Origin of the sequence: Leucobacter viscericola (assembly GCF_011299575.1) — a bacterium.
GTDB classification, from domain to species: Bacteria; Actinomycetota; Actinomycetes; order Actinomycetales; family Microbacteriaceae; genus Leucobacter; species Leucobacter viscericola.
The window spans coordinates 1910739-1937660 of record NZ_CP049863.1; the positions used below are offsets into that span (position 1 = coordinate 1910739).

Genomic DNA, 26922 nt, shown 5'->3' on the forward strand with positions numbered 1-26922 from the left:
CCGAACTTCGCCTCGTCATCTCATTTTGGTGACCGCCAGGGCACAGCTGCACTGTGCGCCCGCCGGAATGAACGACGTTATTTCTGTCACTTGCACAATTGGGGAAGGACGGGTGGGATGCTCAAAACAACATCCCACCCGAGCTGAGTGGCTTAGCGTCGTTGCTTAGGCCGCCCAGTGCGCCGCTGAGCGGCGAGACATTTGTTCACGGTGCTGCTGGGTTGTCTCTTCGAAGAGTTCACCCGTGCCCCAGTCGAGAATGACCCCGTGTCGCCGGATCACATCGAGCAGACCGATCTCGCCAGCGCGATACTGCTCGGCGACGACAGCAGGATCGGCCTGCAGCCACGAAGCCCGATTCGCCCGAATCCAGGCTCGTTTCGAGGCCGTGGCTTCGCGATCAATCTCATACTGATCGAGTTCGGGATCAACCGCCAAGACGACCACGCCGTAGTCTTCGGCGGCGCGCTCAACCGAGACGTACTCGTCGATCACGTCTTCGAGCACTTCCTCGGGGGTGCGGTCGAGCGGATCCCCGAAGCCCCCGCCCCCGGCAGAGGGACGGTAGAACGTGTCGCCCGGTTGCACCGGCACCGAGGAGAAGATGGAGCCCAAAAACCGCTCGTCTGCGGTATCGCGGTTGAGCCACACGCCGTGCGGGATTGACGGCAGACCGCCCTCGATGCCCCAGGTGATCGAGCGGGCCCGGTCGCAGCAGTAGCTCATCACCGAGGCATCGGCGTCGGTGAGCGTGCCACCCTTTTCGACCCCGCACCCTCCGCGGAACCGCCCCGGGCCACCCGAGTCAGTGCCAATCTGGTGCATCGTGGTGAGCACGGGCGTGAGCCGCTCTTGCCCCTCGCACGCCTGCACCGCGAGCCCCACCCCAAACACGGGGGCCGTTGCGTTCGAGCCGTCCTTTGAGGAGCGGCCACCCCACCCACCGGCCATCCAGTCGTACCACATGAAGTACGGGTTCTCTTCGTTGCGCGCGTCACGACCACCAACGAGCAGGTACTCGAGATTGAACGCGCACGCCATCGCGCGCTCGGGCATAATCTGCGACCAGATCTCGAAGATGCCGTTCATCAGCTTCTCGTACGGGCCCGAGCAGAACCCAGTCACCGCGTACGGCCAGCCAGCGTTCACGACCGTACCCTCGGGCCCAATGTCAGCGGTGACCGCCGCATAAAACCCCGAGTTGAGCGGCACGTCAGGGAAGAAGGTTTTGGTGCCCGCGTAGATCGCGGAGAACGTGGTGCCGTACCCCGAGTTCAAGAAGGTATCGACAACCTCGGCGCTGCCCTCGAGGTTGTAGTGGATCCCCTCGCCATCAAGCGTCATCACGATCTTGATGGGCACAAGGCCCTCCGACTTGCCGGGGTCAACATCCATGTAGTCGACGGTCTCCCACCGACCTTTGGGCAGGTCAGCCAGGCGGCGACGCACCGTGCGCTCGACGTAGTCCTGCGTCTCCTGCATCGCCATTTCAACGGTGCTGGTGCCGTAGCGGTCAACGAGTCGCAGCACCTCGCGCTCGCACACCGCGGTCGCCTCTGACTGCGCGTGCAAGTCGCCGAGCGCCTGCTCGGGAGCCCGCGTGTTTGCGACGAGCAACTGTGCCACGTCGTGCAAGAACTTGCCCCGCGACCACACGCGAATCGGGGTGATCCGCAGCCCCTCACCAAAGTGCTCCGCTGCAGAGACGTCGAACGATCCGGGCACCTTGCCCCCGATATCGGCCCAGTGGCCCTTATTCTGGGCGAAGGCGATGATGCGCCCCTCAGAGAAGATCGGCCGCACAAACGAGACATCGTTGAAGTGCGTGCCGCCGCGGTAGGGATCGTTGATCGCAAACACGTCACCGGGGTGAATGTCGTCGGGAAACTCCTCGATCACGGCCTTCGCCTGAAAATGGAGCGTGCCAACGTGCACCGCGATGTCGCCGGAACCCTGCATGACGGTGTTGCCGTTTGCGTCGCAGAGCGCTGACGAGAAGTCGCGCGAGTAGATGACAAAGGAGTAGCAGGTGCGCAGGATCTGCTCGCTCATCAGGTCGACGCTCGTGGCAAAGGCGTTCTTCAGCACCTCAAATGTCACGGGGTCGAGCGCGGTCTGGCGCGCGGGTGCCGGGGTTGATGTGGCGGTTGCCGGGGCGGCAGCCGTAGCGGTGTCACTCATCGGTTGATCTCCTCAAGGTGCATGCGAATGTTGAGCCACTCGTCGATCTCAGCGCGGGTGTGCGGGGGCACGACCGTGGTGGAATCGAGCTGGTTGATAATTGCGGGTCCGGCAAACTCGGTGCCGGCGGCTAGTTCGCTCCGGTCGTAGACGGGAGTGTCGATCCAGCCGTCTTCACCGAAGTACACGGGTCGCCGCTCTGCGGGGGTGCCCGGCGTCTGGGGAACGATCTCCGCTGGCCGGAAGGACGGTTTGGGGATCTTGCCGACGGCGGCGAGGTGCAACTGGTACACCTCTACCGGCGCATCGTCTTGGCGGAACGCGAACTCTCGCTCGTACTCCTCGTGGAACGTGCGCACCGCCTGTTCGAGCGCGCCCGGCCCCGATCCCATCGGAACCTGCAGCGACCGCCACTGGCCCTGGTAACGCATTGAGATCTTGCGCTGTAGCACGGCGTTTTCGTCGGCGACCCCCTCGTGCCGCAGCCGCGCGGCCGCCTCACTCTCGAGCGAAACGAAGGCCTGCTCGATGCCTTCCTCGTCGGCCGCTGAGGCCAGCCCCGTGTGCATCTGCGCAAAGTCGTGCTGAATGTCGACGAGCAGGCACCCCATGGCCGAGGTCACCCCCGGGCTCGGCGGCACAACGACGGTCGGGATCCCAAGCTCTCGCGCCACGTCGGCACCGTGCAGCGCACCGGCTCCACCAAACGCGAGCAGCGCGAAGTCGCGGGGATCGTAGCCGCGGCGAATCGACACCAGTCGCACCGCGTCGGCCATGTTCGCGTTTGCCACCGAGACCACCGCGTGCGCAGCCACTTCGAGACCCATACCGAGCGGCTCGGCAATCACCCGGCGAATGGCCGACTCGGCGAGCGCACTGCTCAGCTGTTTCACGCCTCCCGCGAGTGAGGTGCCGAGGCGCCCAAGCACCACGTTAGCGTCGGTGTTGGTTGGCTGGTCACCCCCGGTGTTGTAGCAGGCGGGGCCAGGATCCGCGCCCGCTGACTGCGGGCCGTTGCGCAGCGAACCGGCGATGTCGATGTGGGCGAGGGATCCGCCGCCCGCTCCAATTGTGAGCACCTCGATCGAGGGAAAGATGATCGGGTGGCCGTACTCAACCTGCCACTCCTGCGAGACCCGCAGCTCGCCGCCCGCGACAAGCGCGATGTCGGTTGACGTGCCGCCCATATCGAGGCTGACCGCGTTGTCGTAGCCGCACTGCTGCGCGATGTGTTTCGCCGAGATGGCGCCCGCCGCGATGCCGGAGGCAGCGAGCCGCACCGGAAACTTCTCCACGAGTCGAGGGGTCATGGATCCGCCGCCCGAGTGAAGCAGCAGCAGATCACCGCCGTACCCTCCCTCGCGCAAGCGCCCGGCGAGCCGGTTCACGTACCCCGACACGAGCGGCGCGAGCACCGCGTTTGCGACCGCGGTGTTGAAGCGCGGGTACTCGAAGATCTCGGGCAAAATCTCGGCCGAGGTCGAGACCGTCGCGTCTGGAATAACCTCCTCGAGAATCTCGCGCATTCGCGTCTCGTGCGCGGGGTTTGCGTACGAGTTCAAGAAGCAGACGGCGATGGTCTTCACACCGCGGCGCTTCAGCAGTGCGGCCAACGAGCGCGCCTCGTCTTCGTCGAGCGGCTGCACTGTGTTGCCGCTGTAGTCGATGCGCTCGGTCACCTCGAAGCGATCACGGCGGCGAATGTACGGCTCCGAAACGTCGTTGTAGGCGTCCCAGAGATCGTCTTTGGTGCCGTCACGAATCTCAAGCACATCGCGAAAACCGCGGGTGGTCACGAGCGCGGCGACCGGAAAGTTGCGGGTGATGAGCGCGTTGGTCGCGACGGTGGTGCCGTGTGAAAAGAGTGACACCTCGTTCAGGTCGATGTTGCCACGCTCGACCCCGTTCATCACCGCGATCATCGGGTCGTGCGGAGTGGACGGCACTTTCGTGACGCGCATCTGTTTGGTCTCATCGTCAAAGATGCAGACGTCGGTGAACGTTCCACCAACATCTACCGCGACACGAACACTGCTCATGGGCTCCTCCTGAAGTTCCTCGTTGAGTTCCGGATGCATCTAACCCTCGTGCGAGCGGGAGCACAGGTCACTAGAGAATACGAAGCTTTATCGAGAGTTGATTGTAAATTGTCCAAAAATCACGCAGAATCGAGAGAGAAAACGTCCCGTTTGAACAATGTTGTGAGGGGTTTGGTGTGCTCGACACCCGCGATACACACGACACGCACGCAGAAATCGATCACCTGCAGACCGCACTCGACATCACAAACACCCTCATCTCGGCGGTTTCATCTGCGGATCCCGTGCGCACGCTTACCTCGCGCATCAGCACACTCTGCCGCGGCACCGCGATCATCTACGACTTCGAGGGAGCCGTCGTTGCGAGCACCGGGGAAGCCCCGACGCAGCTCATCTGGAACGAGGTTGCCGCCACAAATAGACGCGAGCTCAGCACCGAAATCGGCCGCTGGCACGTGCGCACGCGGCGCGTGGCCCTGCGTGATGGTGTCCACGTGATCGCGCTCGCCAGCCGCGGACTCGACACGCTCGACCAGCTCAGCGAGCTGTTGCTCGACACGTCAGAGCGACTGCTCGGGGCGGTTCACGGAATTCAGTACGGCGCTTCGCAGCGAGACCGACGTGACAACGAGCAGTTGCTCGCGAGCCTGCACGACGGTGTGCTCCCTTCGCGTGAACATCGATTCTGGAGCCAGCTCGCTCAGTTTCGCTTCCCGGCGTACGCGCCAGTACGCGCCCTAGAAATCACCCCGATCTCCGCGGCCTCGGCGGTCGATGCCGATATCGCGCACCTCGTTATCCACGCTCGCTCAGAGGATCTGCCGCTGCTCGTGATGCTCCACCGAGTCGACATGGACTCACCAGCAACAATTGCGGCCCTCGTCCCGGCGACAGAGCTCAGTGAGCGCTGGATTGCCGCGGTCTCCCGCGACTTTCTTGTTGGGTCATCCGCCCCTTTTTCGGCGTTGTCCGGTGTTCCAGACGGTGTGAGGGAGGCCGAAACCGCCCTGGGGATCTCGCGGCAGTGGGCCAACTCCGCAGAACTCCCGAGCGAGATCGGCGCGGTCTTCATTGACCGCATCGACCTCTCCACGTGGCTGCTCTCGCACGTTGATGCGCGCCAACTCAGCGATCGCATTGACCGCACACTCGCCAAGGTTGGCTCGGCTCAGCTGCGTGAGACACTCATCACCTACCTGGCGGCTGAGCAGAACATCACCCTCACGGCAGAGGCACTTTTCGTGCACCCCAACACCGTCCGATACCGCCTGAGCAAGGTCGAGGAGGCCCTCGGGTCTTCGATCACCTCACCCTTTGCGGTGGCGAACCTGATCCTCGCCCTCTACCCCGACCTCATCGGGCGCTCCGCAGAGCTCCGGCGCGATCGCCCTGAGAGCTAACCCCGAAGCGAGTGGCTCCTAGTCGCGAGCACGCACCGTAATCGTCGCTTTCACCGTTTTCGAACCGTCGGTCAACGTCACGGCGTATTGCCCAGGGCGATTGACCTCGCGGGTACGCAACTCAGAATCTTGTGCCGTGTCCATGAAGGTGGCGTTGGTTGAGCGTCCCCGATCCTCATCCCCCAAATAATCAATGTGAACATCGCAGTCCTTGGCCTCGGTTGAAAGACGCCAGGCCTCAGTGCGCTCGTCGAGAGGTTCTCGGGCAAGCTCGCAATCTCCAACCCTGAGAAGGGTGTTCGAGGATTCGGATCCGCTCTCTCCCAGGATCACACTCGCATCGCCCGAGCTCGCGGGCATAAACAGCGCGCCTACGATCACGGCCACCGAGATAATTGGCACCGCAACAAGGGCAACCTTCAGCGCCACGGGCAACATGGTGGCGGCCGAAGCGGGAGTGCTGCGCAGCGCGTCTGCGGCAAGTGCACCCAACCCCGCAAGAAAAATAAGCGAGAGCAGCACCCGATCCGATGCGCCAAGCCTTGTCGCGACGATGCTGCAGTAGGGGCAGCTGTTGAGATGATCCTGCAGTTTTTGGTTCAGGTCCTTGCCTCGCACTCGCCGCTTCTGCTCGGCCATTTCGCGCAGCAGGGGCGCAAATTCTCGGCAGGCAGGATCGGGCGATGCGTTCACCGAAACATCCACAAAATGCTCGCGCAGTTCGCTCGCTGCCTCCTGGTAGATCCGACTCGCAGACGAGGTGCTGACCCCGATCTCCTTCGCGACTTGCTGCGAGGGTAAGTTCTCAATCGCCCGAAACCACAGCACCCGCTGCGACCTGGCGCTCAGCGTGTTGAAGGCCTCCGCCAACCAGCCGGCGGTGCTGCCCGAATCCTCAAACTGCTCACGCTCGTAACGCTCAGCCAGTTCGTGCGGATCGCTTGGCGTCTCAGCCCGATCGTTCGCACCATTGGTGATCGCGATATTGCGGATCGTCGAGGCGAGATAGTGCCCCATCGACACCGTGGGCCCCTTGCCGCGGCGAATGGTCTCGAGGATTCGCGTGAACGCTTCGAGCACCAGATCGTCGGCCCGATCCTCGCTGTTCACATATTTGAAGGCATAGTGGTACGCCCGATCCCGGTGCTTGTTGAAGAGCAGACCAAACGCGGCGGAGTCCCCGCTGCGATGTCGCTCCAGGAGTTCCTGGTCGTCCAGAAACTCCTCACTATACCCCTGATTGTCGCTTGTCATCCGCTCTCCAGAACCGGCGAAACCGTGATGCCGAACCCCCAGACGTCGGCACCACGGTTTCTATCGCTTGCGCGGTTAGTTACCCACAATCATTGTCTCTTTTTCTTCGCGTGATCGCCCGCGGAACCGAAGTGCAATAAACAGCAGGGCACCAAGCAGCAGCAGTCCGAATGCCACGATTGCTGCGATGCCGAAGCCGTTTCCGCCGGTCAGTGACAGCCAGCCCGTGGCACCAGTTTCCGGGCCTCCCGTGGTGGTGGCGGCGGTTGGGCCGTCAGGGCTGAGCACCTCGAAGGCGACGCTGCCGCGTTCCTTGGCGTCGGCGTTGAACAGTCGCACGTGGTGCGCGCCCGCTGCTGCCTTGGCCGGGATCGTGGTGGTGAGGATCGCGGTGCCGTTTGCGTCTGCGATGGCAGTGCCGAGAAGCATCGGATCCGAGTGCAACTCAAACGCGTACTCCTTGCCCGGGATCACACCGTTGGCGGTGAGCGTCACCTCGGTTTTGCCGGCATAGCCTTGTGCCTGGTCGATGGTGAGTGTCGGCGGGACCACGTGGAGCGTGAGGGGCACGTCGACGGTCTGGCCGAGGGCGTCTCGCAGGGTGACAGTGAACTTCTCGTCACCGTGCCAGTTGCTGCCGTCCGTGGTGAACGTGGCCTGATCCTTGTCGAGTTTCACCCTGCCGTGGAACCCCTTCGGCGTGACGAGCTCGTCGATAGTGAGGCCCGTCACATCAACAGCATTCAACACGTCAGCGACCGGGATCACGACACGACCGTCAACAGGCACGGAATACTCAGGCAGGTTCTTTGCCACGGTGTCAGGCTTCTTCACAACAGTAAAAATGTACATGACCTTGGCCGTCTGCCCCAGATCGTCGGTCACGGTGACCGTCAGCGTATCTTCGCCGAAGTATCCCTTGGTGGGGGTGTAAACAACTCCACTCCTGTCGAGCTTCGCAGTGCCTCCGGCTGATGGCTCACTGAGATCGCTTTCGGCGAGAGCTTTGAAGGAACCGGTGGTGGTGCTTCGCCCGAGAGGATCAATCCCCACCTTTTTATCTTGTGCGGTGTTCATGGTGACCGTGTCACTCGTCGGCGGCGCCTGCACCGTGAACGTCGCTGTCGCCTTCTTCGACACATTCCCCGCGATATCGGTCGCGGTGAATACGATTTCGTAATCACCCGCGAGCGTGTAGTTGACGCCCTCGGTCACGGTCCACCCGTCGGGATCGATCCCGCTGCCACCCTGTGTGTCTGTCGCGATGACGTCGAACATGGTCAACCAATCAGCCGTGGTGAACGGTGTCTCGGGGGCGCGTTGGGCGTGCTTCGCCTTCGCCTTCCCGACCGTAACTGTTGGGGCTTTCGTGTCTGCCACGATCAGCTTGCCCGTATACGTGAACGAGTTGTCGTAGCTATCGGTCGCGGTAAACACCACGTCATACCCCGTGCTATTCAGCATCGTGAAGTCGACCGCACTGTGATCAACCGCGAACGACTTGATCGTGGCACCCTTCGCGGCCGCAGCTGTCGCATCGAACAGGTCGATCCAGTCTTGCTCCGTCTTCGGCTTCGTGCCTCCCATCTCGTAGACCACTGGCGTGTTGCCGAGCGTGATCGAGGGGGCACCTGCAAACGCGATCGTGTAGTTCACAGTCTTCGTGGACGTGTTGCCCGCATTATCGGTCGCGGTAAACGTGACTACGTAGGTGCCTGCCGTCGTGTAATCCACGCTGCCAGCCTCCACCGTGAGTGAAGCAACACCCGAACCGGTATCTGACGCGGTCGCACCATACGCCGTGATCCAGTCCTGATCATTGTCGATTTGGGTGTCGCCATCCTGGTACGTGAGCGTGTCAGTCGTGGTGGTGATCGCGGGCGCGATCGTATCCCTGACCGTCAACGTGCCCGTCGTACTGGCCGTGTAGCCGAGGCTGTCGGTGACGGTGAACACGACGGGATAGCTTGCCCGGGTCGTGACATCCACCGCGGACGTGTCGACGGCCACTCCGGTAACGGTCGCCCCGCCGCTCGTCCCGGTCGTGACGCCCCCAAACAGGGCCTTCCAGGCCGCATCGGTTGCGGGAGGTGTGGTGCCCATCTCGAAGAACGCGGTGTTTGTGCCTAACGTGATGGTGGGGTCGCCCACATACGCGACCAAATACGTCACATCGAAGCTGGCGGTCGTGTTACCCGCCGCGTCAGTCGCCGTAAACGTGACCGTATAGCTTCCCGCCGTGGTCGGATCAACCGCAGACGCATCCACGGTAATCCCACCCGTGGCGGGCATCCCAGCACCAGTATCCGTTGCGGTCACCCCGTACAGGTCAATCCACCCCTGAGTCGTAGTCGGAGCCGCAGGGCTCGTCTTCACATATGTGACCGAGGACTCAGTTGACGCGATCACGGGGGCGGTCTTGTCAACCGCGAACCCAGCCGTTGCTGCCGGCGACACGTTGCCAACCACGTCGGTCGCGACCACACTAAGCGTGTAGCCGCCCTCTGCCATCGTCGTCGGCAGGGTGAGGTTTGCGTCACCAGTCGCGTCTGCAGCCACGTTCCCCGAAGCCACCACCGAGTTATCACCCGCGAGGACCTGCCACGCATACTTCGTGACTCGCGTCCCCACATCAGTGCCCGACAAGGTCGCGGCCTGCGGATTAAAGCGCGACCCAGCAATAACGACGCCGCCCGACAGTGTCGGCACGGTCGCGACCGGAGCATCAGTATCGGTGTAGTAGACGTTGACACCCGACGCACCCGTACCGGGTTGCAAACCCGCAAGCTTGTAAGTTCCGTCGGCGCCCGCGGTCGCGGCACCCGTAAACACGGTGCCGTTGTTCAGCGGTGATCCGACAAGCTTCCGGCCACTCGGCGACACGAACACGAGCCTGTAATCGCCAGGGGTGAGGCCTTCAACACTGGTGAACGCAAACCCACCCGACACGTCCGTCGTGGTGGACGCTTTCTCGGTGGTGCCCTGCATCAACTTCACCGTGTAGTTCTTGACGTAATCTGCCGCGTTGGAACCCACCCCCGCAGTCATCGGCGTATTCGAAGTATCGGTCAGCTGCAGGCTTCCCGACACGGTCGTTTTCGCGGTCAGCGGGAGGCGTAGATCCTTAATCCACTTCTTCGCCCCCACCTGATCACCGATCAAGAACGACGACGAGCCCACATACTGGGACGTGTTTTCGCTCCCGTTCACGGCAGCATCAGTGACCTGTGCGTACTTCAAGAACCCATCGGCGTCGAGCGCTGACGGCACGACGGTGACGTTCGGGTTCGAAGACACGGGTTTGATCTTGTACGTCTGGTTTGGGTCGAGGCCGATCATCGAGAACGCCCCGTACACGCCAGCATCCGTATTCGGCGTCACAGGTGACCCCACCACGACAGGGTTACCCGACACCATCTTGTACAACTGCAGCGACACCCCTGACCCGTTCAGACCAGGCTCGCCAGCCTGCTGGATCCCGTCACCATTCAGATCAATGAACGCTTGCCCCGACAGTTCGGTATCGCCCGCGGGAGCAGACGACTTCACCGGCACCGACGGCGTCTCCGCCGCCACCCACGAAGAAGGGCCCGTCTGAAAGCGGTAGGCGATCGTGTTCTTCGCCGTCGACCCGTCCCTGGGTGCCGACGCCGGTACGGTCGCGTCAAACGAAAGCGTGATCTTGTCGGCGGGTCCAAACACGGTGCCACTTGCGAGAGTCACCCTCAGTGCTTTCGCACCGGTCGCGGATCCCGTGTACGGCAGCCAGGCATCCCCAGCAATGTCAGCGCCGTTCGCATCAAACCGGGCCGGCGCGGCACTGGTCGTGTATTCCACCCGCGCAGACGCTGACGGCACCCCGTTCAGCAGCACTTTCACGTTGCCTGACAGGTTCACATCAAATGCTGACCCACGAGCCACCCCCGCGTTCAGGGTGTATCCGTCGCCGACAGACGGCAGCTGATCAATAAACTGGAAATTCTGGTACTCCAACGACCCTGTGTTCGACACGTCCACGCTGTACGACACAACACCACCCGGCCGGGCAGTCGCCGTCCCGGCGCCCTGCATGATCCCGGTCGCGTCTTCCGAACCCTTAATCGTCGTCACCGACCCCACCGAAGTCGCAGGCGAAACGTTGAATACACGCTCCCCCATAAACGCGGTATCCGTCTCAATACCAAGACCCGCAAGCTTCCCCTGAATCTCAGAGGCAAGACTCGAATACGATCCATACGACGCAGAGTTCGACAGCGAAGTCTTTGGGTAGGAGTCTCGGGTCGAATGCGTGGCCGACACTGCGAAGTCATTCTGCGTCATCGATCCCATACCAACAAGCACCTTCTGGGGGCCAGCAAGCGCCGTTTTGGGTGTCAGTGTCATCTGCGAGTGCAGTTGTTGCATGAGCGTCGCGCCACCAATCAGCAGCTGTCCCTGAGTCATCCGTGAATAGAACAGCTTTGACCCGTCGGAAAGCACAGCAAATCCGCTATCGATAACCGGTGTCGGTGAAACGGGAGACATCCCGAGGTTGCAACCGCCCTGCTGATAGGCCCATAGGTAGGGGCTGCACGCTTGGCTCGCACGAGACGAAACGTCAACACCTCGCGGCACCACCACAAACTGGTAGGGCTGCTGCAGCGGGGTCAGCCCATCACTGCCCAAAAAGAACCGCGTACTGAACGAGGCCCCGTTGGGGTAAGTCTGATCGAAGCTCAGGTTGCCGTTGCCCACGGGCGCATCTTGAGCAGCTGCAATAGGAACGGCTCCCGTATCGGCTACCACCGTTACGTTCTTGCCAAAGCTTGCGGTTGGAGTCACAGTGGTGCCACCCGCCACGGGATCGTTGTAGGCAACCGACGCGGTGTCAAAGCGCAGCACCTGACCGGGGGTCAGATCCTCGTCCGCCCGCAGGGTTACAACCCCACCCCACATACCGGCAGCCGATGCAACCTTGAGATCGTTCATGACGTAACGAATACCAGTGATGCTCTCGGGATTGCCGAGCGTGATCAGGTCGTCAGCCAGAGGAAGCGGCTGCCAGCTACTCGCGTCATTCACCGTGGAGTCGGTGGTGTACTCATACGACTTCGCAGTAAAACTCTGAATGTCGGTGCCAAAACGAGCGGCTACCCCGACCGGAGTAGTGCGCGCGGGAATCGGCAGCGTGACGGTGAGATCGGTAATCGGTGCCGGAGGCGCGCTGAAGCCTACGGTTTGCCCCCACTCGAACACCCCACCCGGGTAGACCTTGCTGGCACCGCGAGTTGCGGTGTAGGTCACCGCAGTCGCGTTGGGCTCAGGCACAATCACGGTAACTGTCGTGTCGTACACCAGGTTGCGTGTCGTGGCGTCTACGGCGTCGTAGAACTGTACGGGCACGGAGTAGCGCCCGGGAGCGGCGTCGCTTGGAACGGTGACGTAGGCCCGAAAGTTTCCGGTGGTGGTTGATCCACCAACAACACCGTAGCTGTAAGCCCGCACGGCTGCATCGTCCTGCAGCGTTGCGTAGTTATTGAATGAACCCGCGTTCATCATCGGGCCACCAGAGACCCAGCTGCGCGGCAGCAGCTGATCGGATCCGCTCTGCACTCCCCACGAGGTGGACAGCTGCATATCTTGGAAGGTCGCTCCGGGCACCCGCTGAATAAGCGTCGCGTTTGTAAGAAGCGCGGCCCCCGGCTGCACCGTGATCGAGAGGCCGTCCCTGTCAAGTGTCCAAGAATTCGGGGTTGCCGGCACGAAGGTTGCGGGAAACGAACTGTTTGGGCTGATCGGTTCGCTCACTGTGGTCTGGTCAACCGCGCCACCGCCGGCGAGCACACCATTCAGCGTGGCTGTTGCATGGAAGGTTGAGGTCTGATCCGCGATCCCTGATGGAGTAGCGTTCACGTTCGCGGCGTACACATTGCCCGATGAGAGGGGGCCCCAGGTCACCGTGAGGGTGTTGGCTCGCTCGTTCCACGTCTGCGCCGTTGCACCCGTAGGAAGTGTTCCGTTGTTGGAGCGCTTCAGGGACTTATCGAGCGTCAACTTTGTAACCGCTCCGGCCTGCAGTGAGGTGCCAGCGGGAAGCGAAATTCGTGACTCAAATGTCACAACGTCGGTGTACGAGGAGAGCGTGGTTACCCCGCCGTTGACGACCGAGAGACCGAGATCAGTTGGTGCGGCCTGCGCGGGCGCCACGGGAAGACCTCCAAACGCCAACAGCCCAACAAGCGCAGTGGCAACTGTGACCCACACGGTTCGATTCGTCCCGCGTCGACGAGACCCAGACTCTCGCCGATTTGATCCTCGACTTGGGGTACGACGAAGCATACTTCCGAGCTTCACAACCACTTGTTCATCCTCATTCTGCTTAAAGAACCCGCTGAGGGGTCACGTTTTTGCGTCTAGTACGCGCGTTCTCCCCGAACGCTGAGCGCACAGCAACGAACGCACACAAATACTGCATGCGTAAGTAAGACTGCGACCTGGGCCAGAAATCCCACGCCGGGCGACTTTTTTGCTGATAGTTGCCTGGGCGTCCTAGATGAGGTCAATCCCCGTAATTTTCCCCCGCTCAATTAAAACATCTTTCCCTGGTAATCGAGGCCAGCAGAGGGTTCACCGGTACTAGGCTGAAGAAGACTGAGCCAAAGGAGAATCACATGAGCACCGGATCACACAGCGAAGTGCAGCTCGAGAACGAGCACTTTCGCGTTACCAAGTGGACGATTGATCCGGGTGGGGTGATTCCCATGCATCGCCACGACTACGAGTACGTGGTGGTGCCGATGGTGACCGACACCATGCACATAACCACCGCCGACGGCGAGCTGATCGTCGCGGATCTGGTGCAGGGGCAGAGCTACACTCGCCCCGGCGGCTCCGAGCATCAGGTCGAGAACCGCACTTCAAGCGCAGCCATCGTGTTCGTGGAAGTGGAGAAGCTGGCATGAGCGACGTCATTGTTCGGCCCGTTGAGGCCAGCGACCACGAGGCCTGGGCGAAGCTGTACCGCGGCTACCGTGACTTCTACAAGAAGCCGCACAACCCTGACGTGTACACGACCGTGTGGGGATGGCTGATGGATCCCGCGCACGAAACCCGCGCGCTCGTCGCCGAGCTCAACGGATCGCTCGTTGGCCTCGGGCACTTCCGCCGCTTCGCTCGACCGATCGACGGCGGCTATGCCCTGTATCTCGACGACCTGTTCACCTCACCCGAGGCTCGAGGATCAGGCGCGGGCAGCGCGATCCTGCAGGGACTTGCCGAGGTTGCTCGCGACGAGGGCGCCTCACTCGTGCGCTGGATCACGGCAGACGACAATGCAACAGCTCGCAGCGTTTACGATCGCTTAGCCAAGCAGACCGCCTGGGTCACGTACGACCTCGCTCCCGCGGAGTAGCCACCGGCCCGACACGCAGGCGCGCGTTGGGAGTGTCTCGGCGTTGGTTTGTCGCCAACGCCGAGACACCCGAACGCTTTACCCAAACAGCCGGTAGAGGAACGCCGCCATTGCTTCGCGGGTCACTTGTCCCTTCGGCTGATACTCAGTGTTGCCGCCAACCTTCACGCCGGTTGAAACACCTGCGGCATCCATCCAGGCGATCTGGCGGTAGAACTTCGAGCTCGTTGTGATGTCGGCAAACCGAGTCGACGGCGGAGCCACAAACCCCTCCGCTGTATTCTCATCGCCCGGAAGTCCTTGCAGCCGGAAGAGGAACGCCGCCATAGCCTCGCGGGTCAGCGTCTGCTTCGGCTCAAACAGGGGCTTGCCCGAGGGTTGCGCCGTGCCAGTGGAGATGCCGTTCTCATACATCCAGGCAATTTCGAGATAGAACTTGTCGCCCGGCTGCACGTCAGCAAAAGGCGACACCGCCGGAGGTTGATAGACCACATTGTTCGTATAGTCTCTCTGGTCCTGCACTCGAAACAGGAACGCCGCCATCGCCTCGCGAGTCAGCGATGCCTTTGGTTGAAAATGATAGTCACCGGGGGCACCAGCAACCGGGGTCCCGCGTGAAATACCTCGGCACGTCATCCAGCCGATGGCATCTGCAAATCTGGACCCCAAAGACACATCGACGAAACTCGTGACCGACCGATCACAGCGGATCGAATGTGTCTTAAAGTTTGCCCGCTCGGTTGTTGTCGCCGACGCGCTACTGCTTGCGGCGACAGGCAGGATACTCATGACAAGTGCGGCCGCAACGGTAACGGCCACCCACCGTAGACGAGCGCTACGCGTTTGAACAGCTAGCATTCTGATCTTCTCCATCGATCTACAGCTGCGCTGCTCGCCGCATGAACGGTGCCATCACTTCACGCGTCGTGTCCACCTTCGGCTCATACACTCGGCCGCTTGTCGTCACGGTACCCGTAGATATGCCCTTGGCATACATCCATGTAATGTGCGTATAGAACTGGCTCGTGGTCGGCACATCGACGAACGGGGACTTCGCGGGGGGTGTGTATTTTGCACCCTTCACACGATAGATAAACGCGGCCATGGCCTCCCGCGACAGCGGATCGCTCGGCAGATACTTCACCGTGCCGTCTGGCTGTTTCGTTCCCGTCGTAATACCGCGCTCCCACATCCAATAGATCTCTTTGTAAAACTTGTGGGTGGTCGAGATATCGGTGAACGGCAATTTACCCTTCGCCCCGGGCTTATAGGTCGCGGGCGCGTACCCGCGGAAGAAAAACGCCGCCACTGCCTCACGCGACACGTTCACCTTAGGACCGTAGACAACAGACCTATCGGCCTGTATCGAACCCCCTGAAATTTTTGAGTCGTACATCCATTGAATGTCTCCCGCAAAGCGGTCGTTCGACATCACATCAGTGAACGAGGTGTAGAAATCAACGCGCACAACTGCCTGCGTCGAGGTTGTCGACTCAACCGTCACACGCGCGCGTCCACCATACGGGTGCATGGACTGCCCCTTGCTCAATGCCGTTTCTTGTGGGGTGCGAATCTCGATGCTGTAGGCGTCGCGGATCTTGTGCACACGAACGCCCTTATCTTTCGGCCAATTGCGATTGATAGAAGAGTCGGATCCGAGCCCATTTCGATACTCCACAAAAAACGGCTCACTGCCTGCCGACTGCTGCACACGAACACCTCTTATACCGGTGTTCGAGCTAGTTGCATTGAGTGTAAAGCGCTGAGTCACCCCGGCCGCCGGCTTCGCATCTACAACTATTCCCGAGCTCGGCACACCCAGCGCAAGCTTTTGGGCAATTGGCAAGGCGGGAGTGTTTGCATCACGCCATGCGCTGCTGTACCCCATCACGCCCCACATGTCGCCATAGCCATCGTCGTAGCACAGCTTAGATAGGTCTTTGGATCCGTCGGAGGAGTAACTCGTGTGCGCGAGAGCGGTGTCTCCAACTCCCGAAGCCGCACAGATTCGAGCGCCGCTGTGGTCAAGCCCAAGGTTGTGGCCAATTTCGTGCTGCAGAACACTTACGGCGTCCTTCAGAGGTCTTCCGCTCTTAACGTCTCCATCATGGCGAATACTGAGATTCGTCCAGGTCTCTCCACCAGCGTGCAGATTGTAGGTGTCTCCCCACCCGGTAGCCTGCTCCTTCGCGCACTTCTGATCAATGAGCACTACAAGATGCTTGGCTGCACCGTAATAAATGCCACGTTCGTTGAAGAGTTCTCTCGCTCGCTTCCAAGCTGCGTGCTCGTCGCACACATTCAGGCTGCCAACTTTTTCTTGCTTGATTGCGTTGACCTTGATGCCCGCGACAAGTCCCCCAGACTCCCTCTTCCAGTAGTCGGAGGTAAGTGTCATCAGTTCCTGAACAGCCGCCGTCTGCGAGGCCGAAGCGTTGGTGAAGAAGACCACGTCTGCTGAGTGCATCATTGACGCACTTGCAGCTTTCGGCACTGGCAACGGGGTGATTTCCGATTCAAGCACCACAAACGTTTCATCGGCGGCTAAGGCCGACTCGGCCGCGATCTCAACAATCTCGGACTCACTCAAAGCTAGTTCCGGTGATTCAGCTATCGCTTCGTCGATTGACGTGACACCGTCCGGCGTCACCGCAACGGTGCCCACAAACGTTGCGCCACCCGCTGTGTCTTCGTCAACGGCTGAGGGATCAAGAGGAAGAATCTCGCCGTCATCTGTTTCAAGCAGAACCTTGCCGGGGGCCATCTCAAGTGGCTCCGTGTCTTCGTAGAGCTCACTCAGTGAAGACTCGAGGGGCACGTCTTCGGGATCTAGCTCGAAGCGCTGATCTTCAATGGGCGTTGCCGCAGGAGGATCCTCTTTGCCGGTTTCGTGATTCGCCTGTTCCGCTTCGGCAACGGCGCGTCGCTTCAGTGATTCCTGAGTGGGTTCCGCTGGAAAGACCTTCAGCGTTCCCGAGACCTCCAGAGTTTCTGGGGCCGACTCGATCTCAGCGGCCTCGCTGCTCGAATCCGCCGCTGGTGCCACCTCCGCGCCTGTTTCTACCGGTTCATCACCGTCGACAGCATCCCCATCAGAGGTAACACCGTCGTCTACCTCATCCGCCTCGGTGTCGTCACTCTCCGAACCCAATTCGGGATCCAGGGCCTGTTCTGTTGCCTCTGGTGGCGGCTCTGCCTGGGGAGCAGCATTTGCCGCCTGACCGAACGAGCCAACGAGCGCCGCAGCGAGCATCACTGCAAAAACGCGTCTCCAAAACTTCATGTCTCTACCACTTTCACTTCATTGCCAAAGGGTACGGAAGTGCGTCCCGCTCAGGCACGGTTGATTCAACCTATGAAAGCTCTCCCCGAACTTACTAAGTCAGTAATCAAACATATGGGTTTCGAGAACGAAGTGTCAAAACTGATTCGCGCGAACGCAAGTCAATCACATAAAAGGTTCATACCTAGATGTATGACTTGGCAGCTGGCGGCAACCTACCCCCGCAGGCGCTCGGTACCCTCGGTGGGCTCCGTCTGGCCATGGGCGTAAGCCTGGCCGTTTTCATCGACGGCAACAAAGACGATGCGGTCGAGGGTGAGCACCTCTTGCCCAGTCACCGTGTTTTCAACACTGCAGCTCAGGGTCAGAGACGTGCGACCAAACGCGACAATTCGGTAGTCGAGCTGCAGCAGGTCACCACTCTCGGCACGGGCCACAAAGTTGACCTCTGACATGTAGCGCGTCACCACACTTCGAGTGCCGAGCTGGGCGACGGCGATAATCGCGGCTTCCTCGTCGAGCCACTGCAGCACTCGTCCACCAAACAGCGCGCTGTGCTGATTCAGGTCTTCGGGTTTTACCCACTTGCGCACGGTCTGCCGGTACTCGTTCATGAGCGCAAGCCTATGCCACTGATTCGCAAGCTCACCCACAAGCCCATCATTGATCCATCAGAAGTGGCGCAGTGTTATTCATCAGATGTATGGTGTGTTCATAAGCTTCTGCGTCTCTTGGGGGAGGCCTGCAGATCCTCTTCCCGCAAGGGTCTATGTCGACTAAGGATGTAAGCATGCGACAGGTTGAACGACGCTCGCTCGTAGACGTGGTTGTTGATGAACTCAAACGCGAGATCGCCGAGGGAACCTGGTCTGTCGGCGACCGCCTTCCGTCTGAAGCAGAACTGACCTCTATTCTTGGTGTCAGTCGAGCCTCGGTGCGCGAGGGGGTGCGCTCGCTCGTGCAGCTCGGTCTGCTTGAAACGCGGCAGGGGGACGGCACCTACCTCATTGCCACCGACCCCACTCAGGTCGCGCTCCGGCGTGCGCTACAGGTGGCAGACGTTCGCGATGTCATCGAGGTGCGCCGCGCGCTCGACATTATCGCTGCCCGCGGAGCGGCAACGCGGCACACCGAGAGCGACCTCGCGTTACTCGCGGAGCAGCTTCGCCTGCGCAAAGCAGCCGTTGCTGCACGCGACGCTGAAGCCTTCGCCGACGCGGACGTCGCGTTCCACCTCGGAGTCGCTGCCGCGTCAGGCAACTGCCTGCTCTCAGACATCTACGCGAGCTTTGACGCCACCCTGCGCGAGTCGATCATTGACGCGTCGGTTCTTGCCGAGGGCAAGGATCCTGACCCCGAAGAAGAGCACGAGCACCTGTACCGCGCAATCGCCTCCGGCGACCCTCAAACCGCGCAGGCCGCTGCCCTCGGGGTGCTCGAGCAGCAAGCACGCCTGGTCGCAAAGCGCAGTTAGCTGCCGCGCGGAAACACCGGCGGAAACAGCTCGGCCTCGCTCGAACTGGCGGTGCCCGCAGCCCCCGCAAGCGCGTCGCGCTCCGGGTACGCCGCGCGCAGTTTCTCGAAGATGCGCTGCCCCTCGGCACGCAACGCAGCGACATCAAGACCGGGGATAAGCCCCTCCCGCATCACCACGCGCCCCGCCACCATGCTGAAGTGAGCGTCGCGCCCAGTGCCCGCGAGCACAAGCGTGCGGATCGGGTCATCAACGGCACCCATGCGCAGATCACTCAGCGAGAACGCCACCAGATCGGCAGCAGACCCCGGCGCGATCCGCCCCAGGTCAGGCCGCCGCAGCGCCCGCGCTCCGCCAAGGGTCGCGGCCTCCACGTACTCAGCCAGCAATCCCATGCCGAGGTCGCCGTGCTGCGCCTTCGAGAGCTGCACGCCGGTGTCGATCGCCCGAATCAGGTCGGGCGGAAACGAGTCGGTGCCAAGCGCAATACCCACACCTGCATCAAGGTACTGCGACAAGCGCTCAAGCCAGAACGCGTAGCGCGCGTTTGTCAGTGGGCAGTGCACGATCGTCACCCCCGCGGCGGCGAGCGCTGCCAGGTCACCCCGATCTTCGCCGTGCACGTCCGGGTGAATATCGAGGTACACACCGTGGGCGAGGATCAGCCGGTCGTTCAGCAGCCCCACGCGTTCAAGCAGGCCGAGAGGGGTTGCGTCCCGTTCAGCGGCGAGGATCGTGCGCTCCGATTCCAGTCCCTGCGTTGCGTGGACGCGCACGAGCACGTCACGCGCTGCCGACACCTCGGCGGTGCGGGTGAGGATCGCGTCACTCACCGTTTCCACGCGGCACGGCACGAGCACACCCGTGACGAGCGGGTCGCCAAGCGCCGCGACCGTGTCGAGAAAGCGCACGGCCCCCTCAAATGCCGCCTCACCCTTCGCCTCGTCCCAGTGGATCGCTGCCGAGCCATCGGCTCGGGTCACGTGCACCCCCGAGCGATACGACGGCCCGAGGAACACCCGAATGCCGAGTTCGCTCGCGGTATGGGCGGTGTCGAGCGCGTCGTCGTGGGTCTCGGCCCACGCGCCGTGTACCTCCGTCGAGATGGGCATCGCACTGGTGATGCCGTGCAGGATCAGCTGCGCGAGCCCGTACCGGCGAAGAGTGCTGCGCTCCGCCGGGGTCAGCACCTCGCGGGGCGCGCGGGCGTACGACTCCGACCACTCCAACCGGGCCTCGTGCTCGGGGCTCCACCACGAGTCGAGCAGCAAGTGATCGATGTCGGTGAGGCCTTCCAGGTCGATGAGGCCGGGCATGAGCAGTCTCTCGCCGAGGTCGATCACTTCGTCGGCGGCCTTGGCGAGTGTTTCACCCTCTGGGCCCGCGGCGACTGCCTCGATCGTGTCGCCGCGCACAAGCACGGTCGCGTCGCGCAGCTCGACAAAGCCCGGGCCGCCTGGCCGGGCCTCGTCGAACGCGAGCACGAAGGCGGCGCGGAGTGCGGTGGTGCCGGATGACGGGTTGGAACCCGCGCGGAGTGCGGTGGTGCCGGATGACGGGAAGTGCGCTTCACTCACGACGCAAGTTTCTCACGCCGCACCGGCCGCCAACCAGGCCCGGGCACCGCGGCGCGCAGCGCCCTCGTGTACGGGTGCGTCGGGTGCGCGAGCAGCGCCGCGGTGTCACCCTGGTCAACAACCTTGCCGTTCTCCATCACGATCATGCGATCCGAAATCTGGTTGACCACCGCGAGGTCGTGCGAGATGAACAGGTAACTGACCTTGCGCTCGGCTTTGATGTCGGAGAGCAGGTTGAGAATCTGCGCCTGGATCGACACGTCGAGCGCGGCGACGGCCTCGTCGAGCACCACCACCTGCGGGTCGGCGGCGAGCGCCCGCGCGATCGCGACGCGCTGCCGCTGCCCGCCCGACAACTCGCGCGGCAGGCGGTCGGCGAAGCGCCGGGGCAATCCGACCGCGTCGAGAATCTCCTGCGCATGACGCTGCAGTTCGGTGCGACCAGGGCGGTCGGTCGCGTGCAGGCTGAGGTTGCTCAGGATCACGTTGCCAATGGTCTGCCGCCCGTTGAGCGACGAGTACGGGTCTTGAAACACGTACTGCACCTGGCGGGCGCGCTCGCGGCGATCGCGCAGGTGCCGGGGCGCGGCCGTGCGATCCTTCCCCTCGACCGTCACTGCGCCGCTAGTAACCGTTTCGAGGCCGACGATCATGCGGGCGACGGTGGTCTTGCCCGATCCCGACTCCCCCACAATGGCGAGGCACTCGTCGGCGTGCAGGTCGAAGGAGACGCCATCGACCGCGACCACGTCTTCGGCCTTGGTGCCGCGCGGAGCGGGAAAGACCTTACGCAGATCGGTGACGCTGATAAGCGGCTGATTCGAACTCATCGCGCTGCCCTCGCTTTCAGTTCCTCGTGCATTTCGATGTTGTAGTCGAGCACCGGCAGGCGATCGAGCCGCTCGTCGATGCTCGGCCGCGCCCCCAGCAGCTCAATTGTGTAGGGGTGCGTGGGGTTGTCGTAGACGTGCGATCCCTGCTCCACGATCTCACCCGCGTACATGACCGCGAGGCGGTCGCAGCACGCGTTTGCGAGCTCGAGGTCGTGGGTGATGAAGAGTAGTGACAGCCCGCGGGCGCGCCGCTGCTCATCGAGGATCGCCATCACGTCTGACTGGGCGGTCACGTCGAGGGCGGTGGTCGGCTCGTCTGCGAGGATCAGCTTCGGCTCGGCGAGCAGCACACTCGCGATCATGACGCGCTGCAGCAGCCCACCCGACAGCTCGTGCGGGTACTGGCGCAGGCGCCGCTCGGGCTGACGCACCCCGACCTCGTCGAGCAGCTCGATCGCACGACGCTCGACCTCGGCGCGCGGCAACCCGCGATCCCGCACCAGCGCCTCGGTCAAAAAGTCGCCGACCGTGTGCACGGGGTTCACGTGGGCCCGCGGATCTTGAAAGATCATGCCGACCTCGGTGGCCCGATAGCGCCGCAGCCGCTCCCGATTCATGCCGAGCACAGACTCACCCTCGAACAGGATCTGGCCCTGAGTTTGGAATCCCTTCGCGAGCATGCGGGTCACGGCGCGTGTGGTGAGCGATTTGCCCGATCCCGACTCACCGACCAGGCCGAGGGCCTCGCCGCGGTCGAGCGTCAGACTGACGCCGTTCAGCAGGTCGAGCCGCCGGTACTTGGTGATGAGGCTGGCGTGCAGATCTTTGATTTCAAGCAGCGGTGCGTTCATCGGATGCTCCTGGTGTTTGAGGCGAGCCTGTCGCCAATGACGGTGATGCTCCAGACGATCAGCACAATTGCAAGGCCCGCACTGATGGCCTCCAGCGGCTGCCCGCGCAGCACCGAGTCGAAGCCGCTCTTCACCATGAGGCCGAGGTCGGCCGTCGGCGGCTGCACCCCGAGCCCGAGGAACGACACGGCCGCGAGATCGATGACCGCGAAGCCGAGCGAGGAGACCGCCTGCGCGACCACAATCGGCTGCACGTTTGGCAGAATCTGGCGCAGGCTGATCCCCACTCCCGACTGCCCCTGTAGCCATGCGGCCTGCACGTAGGGCATGCCGCGCTCGCGCAGGGCCGCCCCGCGAACCACACGCGCGACGTATGGAATGTAGCCGATCGACAGACCGATCACCACGGTCATGAGGTCGGGCCCGAAGATTGCCACCGCGATCAGCGCGAACACAATACCGGGCACCGAGAACAGCACGTCTAGAATCCACGAGATGACCGTGTCGACGGCGCCGCGGTTCCACGACGCAATCAGCGCGAGCAGCGTGCCGACAACCGTCGCGATCAGAATCACGAGCGTCGGGCCAAGCAGCGTGATGCGTGCGCCGTACAGCAGGCGTGTAAAGAGGTCGCGTCCGAGGGCGTCGGCGCCGAGCAGGTGATCCGCGCTCGGGCCCGAGAGCGCCGCAAACAGATCGGGGTAATCGGGGTCGTAGGGCGCGATCCACGGTGCCAGCGTCGCCAACAGCACGATGACCGCCAGCACCACCGCCGCGATGATCCCCACCACGCCAAGCTTGCGGCCCAGCAGGGTGAACCAGCCCGGGTCGTGATCGACGGGACGCGTGAGCGCAATCTGTGTTGTGCTTGGAGTCGTCATTGTTTGCTCCCCAGCTTGATGCGCGGATCAATGAGTGTGTAGAGGAAGTCGACGATGGCGTTGATAACAACAAACGCGACAACCAGCACGAGTATGACCGCCTGCACGACCGCAAAGTCGCGCTGCAGGATCGCGCGCACCAGCAGCGAGCCGAGGCCGTCGAGGGCGAACACACTCTCGACGACCACGGCCCCCGCGATGAGCGTCGCGATCGTGAGCCCGAGCACGGTGGTGATCGGAATCAGCGCGTTGCGAAGCACGTGCCGCCGAATGATGATCCTCGGGCGCAGGCCGCGCGCGACCGCGGTCTGCACGTGCTCGCGACCCTCCTCTTCGAGCACCGAGGCCCGCGTGATGCGCGCCTGGTACGCCGTGCTGGCAACCGCGAGGGCGATCGCCGGGAGAATCAGGTGGTAGAGCGTGTCTAGCCCCCCGCTGCCACTGCCATTCGTCGGGAACCAGCCGAGCCCCACCGCGAACACGCTGATGAGCGCGACACCAATCACAAAGGCGGGGGTGGCGAGCCCGAGGGTCGCGACGGTGGTGACCGCGTGATCGGCCCAGCCACCCTTGAGTGACGCGAAGAGGCCGAGACCAACACCCACGATCGCGATGATGATCGTGGCGAGTGCGATCAGCGCGACGGTCGTGCCGATGCGACCCTGGATCAGATCGGCCACCGGCTGACGATACACGACGGAGTCACCGAGGTTGCCCTGCAGCAGGTCGCCGATCCACGCGAAGTAGCGCACGAAGAACGGGTCATCGAGGTGATACTGCTCGGTGACCTTGGCGATCTGCTCGGGTGTCCCACCCCGGGGCCCGAGCACAAAGCTCAGCGGGCTTCCCGGGGCGAGATACAGCATGCCGAAGACCACAAACGAGGTCACGAACAGCACGAGCACAAGGCTGCCCAGCCGTCGCAGTAGGAACGCGGGGGTAGACACGGTGTTACTCCACGCCCCCGATGGTGGCCGCCCACGGGTACCCGAGGTACGCCGACGACGGAACCGCGCCCGAGATCTTCTTGTTCTGCACGAGGATCACCGGCAGGTCGCCCATCGGCATCCAGGGCAGATCCTGCGTAATCTTCTCTTGCGCCGCGATCGTGTAGTCGGCCCGCTTCGACGGGTCGAGCGTCTTGCGTGCGTCCTCCAGCTCCTTCGCGGCCCCGTCGTACTTGATGAAGTTGTTAGTGCTGTCGGGTGTGAAGGTCGTGTAGACGTCGAGCGGATCCGTCACGTTGCCGTAGTAAGTCGTGAAGAAGCCGTCGAGGCCCTCGCGCGCCTTCGGGTCGAAGTAGAGGTTGCCGAACTGCTCAACCGGGATCACCTTCGTTTCGATCTTGAGACCGATCGCTTGCCCGGCAGCCTGAATGAGGTTGGCGGTCTGCTCGTGCACCGCAGAGGATCCCTGCACACCGAGCACGATCGGCTTTGAGATGTCGCCGGCCTCGGCGAGCAGCTCCTTCGCCTTCGCGATATCTGGCTTCACGGTGTAGCTGTCGTAGGCCTTCTGGAACTTCTCTGCGGCCTCACCCGTGCCGAAGTACGCGGGCCCGGTCAGCACCGGCGATGGGATCGAGGTGCCCTGGAACACGACATCCGCGATTGCCTGCTGGTCGATTGCTTCGAGCAGCGCCTCACGCACCTTCGGGTTCGAGAAGGTGCCCGTCGGCTGGATCGCACGCAGCGACCAGAAGATGTAAGACTTACCGAAGGTGATCGTCGCGTCACTGTCTTTCAGCTGGCTGAGGCCCGCCGGTGGCAGGTAGAAGAACTGGCCGTCAACGTCACCCGAGCGCAGCGCGTTGATCGCGGTTGACTCGTCAGCGATAAAGCTGAAGCTGAGCTTGTCGACCTTCGGGATCAGGTTCTTGTCCCAGTAGGCGTCGTTCTTGACGATGTTGATGGCCTTGCCCGGCTCCCAGCTGTCGAGCTTGAACGGACCCGAGCACATCAGGCCGCCCTTGGGTGTGCCGAACTGCTCGCCCGCCTTCTCGGCGAACGCCTTGGAGACGATCGAGCCAGCGGCACTCGACATGCCCTGCTCGAACAGTGCGTCGGGCTGGGTCATCTTCACCGTGACCTGCGCGTCGCCGGTCTTTTCGACCGAGGCGACGTTCTTGAAGTAGTCGCTCCAGTACGTCGCCGATTCGGGGCCGACCTGGCGCGCGAGCGAGAACACCACGTCGTCAGCGGTGACGGGGCTGCCGTCCCAGAACTTGGCGTCGGTGCGCAGGTTGAACACGACGGTCGTGTCGTTCGGGTTCTCGACCGACTCGGCGAGGGCGTTTTCGGTGCCGAGGTCGGGCGTGATGCGCGTGAGCCCCTCGCACAGGTTCGCATCGACCGTGTTCTCGGCGTAGTTAAACGTGAGCATGGGGTCGAGCGAGAGTGGCTCGTAGGGCAGGTTCCACGTCACGTCGGCAACGGGCTTCGTACCGGGTTCTGTGGTGGAGGCGAGGCTGTCGCGGTCAACACTGAACGCCGTCGCCTCTCCGTTCGTCTTCTCCCCGCCTCCCCCGCCGCCATTGCCTGCGCAGGCTGTCAGGGTGAGCGCTACCACTGCGGCAGCACCAACCAGGGTGAGTGATCGTTTCGACACGGGGACTCCTTCGTTCCGTTTGTGCGTGGTTTGTTCAGGTTTGTGGGGCGGGGCTGGTTACCCGCGGGTGAACTCGCGGCCATTGCGGATCACCCGCAGCGGTGCGGGTCGATCCACCACCAGCTGTGCGAGGTTCTCGGCGGCAAACTCGAGGCGGGTGTCGCTCTCCGGCCCGGCCCAGTTCGCGATCTCTGGCACACCGAGCAGTTCGCCGCCCGCCTTGGTGGCGAGGCTCAACACGTGCTCGAGGTCGGCATCGGTCAGCGCACCGGTGCGGTAGGCGATGAGGTGCGCGCGATCCACCATGCTCGCCGTGCCGAAGGGGCTCCAGGTGTCGCGCACCCCGTCGGAGCCGGCGACGACGCGCACACCGTGCTGCTGCAGCTGGGCGAGGTTCGGCACCGGGTCTGCGCCCAGGCCGCAGGTCGCGATCCACACCCCCGCCTCTGCAACCAGGTCGAGTGTCTGGCCCAGGCTCGGCAGTGACTCGTCGCAGAGCGCAAAGGCGTGCCCAATGGTGACCCGGCCCTGGCGACCGGTGGCGATGGTGCGCGCCGCGATCTCGCGGATCTGCTCGAGGCCAGTCTCACCGCCGTCGTGCAGGTGAATGTCGAGGTCGCGGCCCTTGCTGTCGGCGAGGCCAAAGACCGCGTCGAGGTGGCCGTGCATGTCTCCCTCGACACCAACGGGATCAATGCCACCAACGATGTCGGCGCCCGCGTCGAGCGAGGCAGCCATGACGTCGAGGGTGCCGGGGTTGGTGAGCAGCCCGAACTGCGGAAACGCGACGATCTGCACGGTGAGAAACGGTGCGAGGCGCTCGGCCGCTGCGCGGACGCCCTCGACGTGTGTCGTGCCGAGCTCGGGTGATACGTCGACGTGGGCGCGCAGCGCGAGCGTACCGTTTGCGACCGCCTGCTCGAACAGGCCGGTGACCCGATCCTCAACGCTCATGGTGAAGTCGAACTGCGAGTCGCGATCGTTTGCGATCAGCTCGGCAAGGTTCGCCGCGAGCTTCCTCGACATCCAGGGTGCACCCCAGGCCGACTTGTCGGGGTGAATGTGCGCGTCAACCAGCCCTGGGGTCGCGAGAAGCGTGGAGTTCTGGGTCACCGTCATTGGAGAACCTTTCTCAATCGAACTGATTCCTCG

Annotated in this window: 18 protein-coding genes; 4 read left to right on the forward strand and 14 right to left on the reverse strand. The window is 62.7% G+C overall.

All coding sequences use genetic code 11. From position 1 onward, the window contains the following. Positions 1 to 165: 165 nt before the first annotated feature. Positions 166 to 2181, reverse strand: a complete 2016-nt coding sequence (locus tag G7068_RS08605; protein WP_205881258.1) for a hydantoinase B/oxoprolinase family protein — start codon at positions 2179 to 2181, stop codon at positions 166 to 168. Next, positions 2178 to 4220: a hydantoinase/oxoprolinase family protein gene (locus G7068_RS08610; RefSeq protein ID WP_166291153.1), complete on the reverse strand. Its 2043-nt coding sequence runs from the start codon at positions 4218 to 4220 to the stop codon at positions 2178 to 2180. Before G7068_RS08610 ends, G7068_RS08605 begins: the two co-directional genes overlap by 4 nt. 176 nt (positions 4221 to 4396) lie before the next feature. On the opposite strand from G7068_RS08610, the gene G7068_RS08615 reads away from it, so the two are divergent. Continuing rightward, positions 4397 to 5620, forward strand: a complete 1224-nt coding sequence (locus G7068_RS08615; protein WP_166291155.1) for a PucR family transcriptional regulator — start codon at positions 4397 to 4399, stop codon at positions 5618 to 5620. Positions 5621 to 5638: 18 nt separating this feature from the next. Here G7068_RS08615 and G7068_RS08620 read toward each other — a convergent pair whose 3' ends face one another. Together G7068_RS08620 and G7068_RS08625 are read right to left on the reverse strand one after the other, a co-directional pair. Beyond that, positions 5639 to 6874: an RNA polymerase sigma factor gene (locus G7068_RS08620; protein ID WP_166291157.1), complete on the reverse strand. Its 1236-nt coding sequence runs from the start codon at positions 6872 to 6874 to the stop codon at positions 5639 to 5641. Between the two features lie 75 nt (positions 6875 to 6949). Beyond that, complete coding sequence (locus G7068_RS08625; protein ID WP_166291159.1) at positions 6950 to 13117, reverse strand: Ig-like domain-containing protein; 6168 nt, start codon at positions 13115 to 13117, stop codon at positions 6950 to 6952. A 407-nt stretch (positions 13118 to 13524) separates the two neighbouring features. Between G7068_RS08625 and G7068_RS08630 the strand changes: the two genes are divergently transcribed. Continuing rightward, positions 13525 to 13815: a cupin domain-containing protein gene (locus G7068_RS08630; RefSeq protein ID WP_166291161.1), complete on the forward strand. Its 291-nt coding sequence runs from the start codon at positions 13525 to 13527 to the stop codon at positions 13813 to 13815. Then, the gene (locus G7068_RS08635; protein WP_166291163.1) at positions 13812 to 14264 is read left to right on the forward strand and encodes a GNAT family N-acetyltransferase; all 453 of its coding nucleotides are present in this window, start codon (positions 13812 to 13814) and stop codon (positions 14262 to 14264) included. Before G7068_RS08630 ends, G7068_RS08635 begins: the two co-directional genes overlap by 4 nt. A 78-nt stretch (positions 14265 to 14342) precedes the next feature. On the opposite strand, the gene G7068_RS08640 is transcribed toward G7068_RS08635, so the two are convergent. The 3 genes from G7068_RS08640 to G7068_RS08650 all read right to left on the reverse strand — a co-directional run bounded on the left by G7068_RS08640 (position 14343) and on the right by G7068_RS08650 (position 18161). Continuing rightward, a complete protein-coding gene (locus G7068_RS08640; protein WP_166291165.1) occupies positions 14343 to 14735 on the reverse strand; it encodes an S-layer homology domain-containing protein in 393 nt (130 codons plus the stop codon). Between the two features lie 406 nt (positions 14736 to 15141). Continuing rightward, positions 15142 to 17547: an S-layer homology domain-containing protein gene (locus G7068_RS08645; protein ID WP_166291167.1), complete on the reverse strand. Its 2406-nt coding sequence runs from the start codon at positions 17545 to 17547 to the stop codon at positions 15142 to 15144. A gap of 215 nt (positions 17548 to 17762) precedes the next feature. Continuing rightward, positions 17763 to 18161 carry an acyl-CoA thioesterase gene (locus tag G7068_RS08650; RefSeq protein ID WP_166291169.1) on the reverse strand — a complete coding sequence of 133 codons (399 nt, stop codon included), beginning with the start codon at positions 18159 to 18161 and terminating at the stop codon, positions 17763 to 17765. Positions 18162 to 18337: 176 nt separating this feature from the next. Between G7068_RS08650 and G7068_RS08655 the strand changes: the two genes are divergently transcribed. Further along, positions 18338 to 19021: a FadR/GntR family transcriptional regulator gene (locus tag G7068_RS08655; protein ID WP_166291171.1), complete on the forward strand. Its 684-nt coding sequence runs from the start codon at positions 18338 to 18340 to the stop codon at positions 19019 to 19021. Here the strand turns inward: G7068_RS08655 and G7068_RS08660 are convergent. The 7 genes from G7068_RS08660 to G7068_RS08690 are packed head-to-tail and all read right to left on the reverse strand — an operon-like array spanning position 19018 to position 26889. Further along, on the reverse strand, positions 19018 to 20598 hold the full coding sequence (locus G7068_RS08660) for a chlorohydrolase family protein (protein WP_166291173.1): 1581 nt from the start codon (positions 20596 to 20598) through the stop codon (positions 19018 to 19020). The genes G7068_RS08655 and G7068_RS08660 overlap by 4 nt on opposite strands. Beyond that, positions 20595 to 21428 (reverse strand): ATP-binding cassette domain-containing protein, encoded by an 834-nt coding sequence (locus tag G7068_RS08665; protein ID WP_166291175.1) that lies wholly within the window; start codon positions 21426 to 21428, stop codon positions 20595 to 20597. The genes G7068_RS08660 and G7068_RS08665 overlap by 4 nt, the downstream gene beginning before the upstream one ends. Further along, entirely contained in the window at positions 21425 to 22282 is an 858-nt protein-coding gene (locus G7068_RS08670) for an ABC transporter ATP-binding protein (RefSeq protein WP_166291177.1), read from the reverse strand. Before G7068_RS08670 ends, G7068_RS08665 begins: the two co-directional genes overlap by 4 nt. Continuing rightward, positions 22279 to 23163 carry an ABC transporter permease gene (locus tag G7068_RS08675; RefSeq protein ID WP_205881259.1) on the reverse strand — a complete coding sequence of 295 codons (885 nt, stop codon included), beginning with the start codon at positions 23161 to 23163 and terminating at the stop codon, positions 22279 to 22281. The genes G7068_RS08670 and G7068_RS08675 overlap by 4 nt, the downstream gene beginning before the upstream one ends. Then, positions 23160 to 24110, reverse strand: coding sequence for an ABC transporter permease (locus tag G7068_RS08680; RefSeq protein ID WP_244304400.1), 951 nt, complete (start codon positions 24108 to 24110; stop codon positions 23160 to 23162). The genes G7068_RS08675 and G7068_RS08680 overlap by 4 nt, the downstream gene beginning before the upstream one ends. A 4-nt stretch (positions 24111 to 24114) precedes the next feature. Further along, positions 24115 to 25770, reverse strand: a complete 1656-nt coding sequence (locus G7068_RS08685; protein WP_166291179.1) for an ABC transporter substrate-binding protein — start codon at positions 25768 to 25770, stop codon at positions 24115 to 24117. 57 nt (positions 25771 to 25827) lie between these two features. Further along, entirely contained in the window at positions 25828 to 26889 is a 1062-nt protein-coding gene (locus G7068_RS08690) for an amidohydrolase family protein (protein ID WP_166291181.1), read from the reverse strand. Between the last annotated feature and the right edge of the window lie 33 nt (positions 26890 to 26922).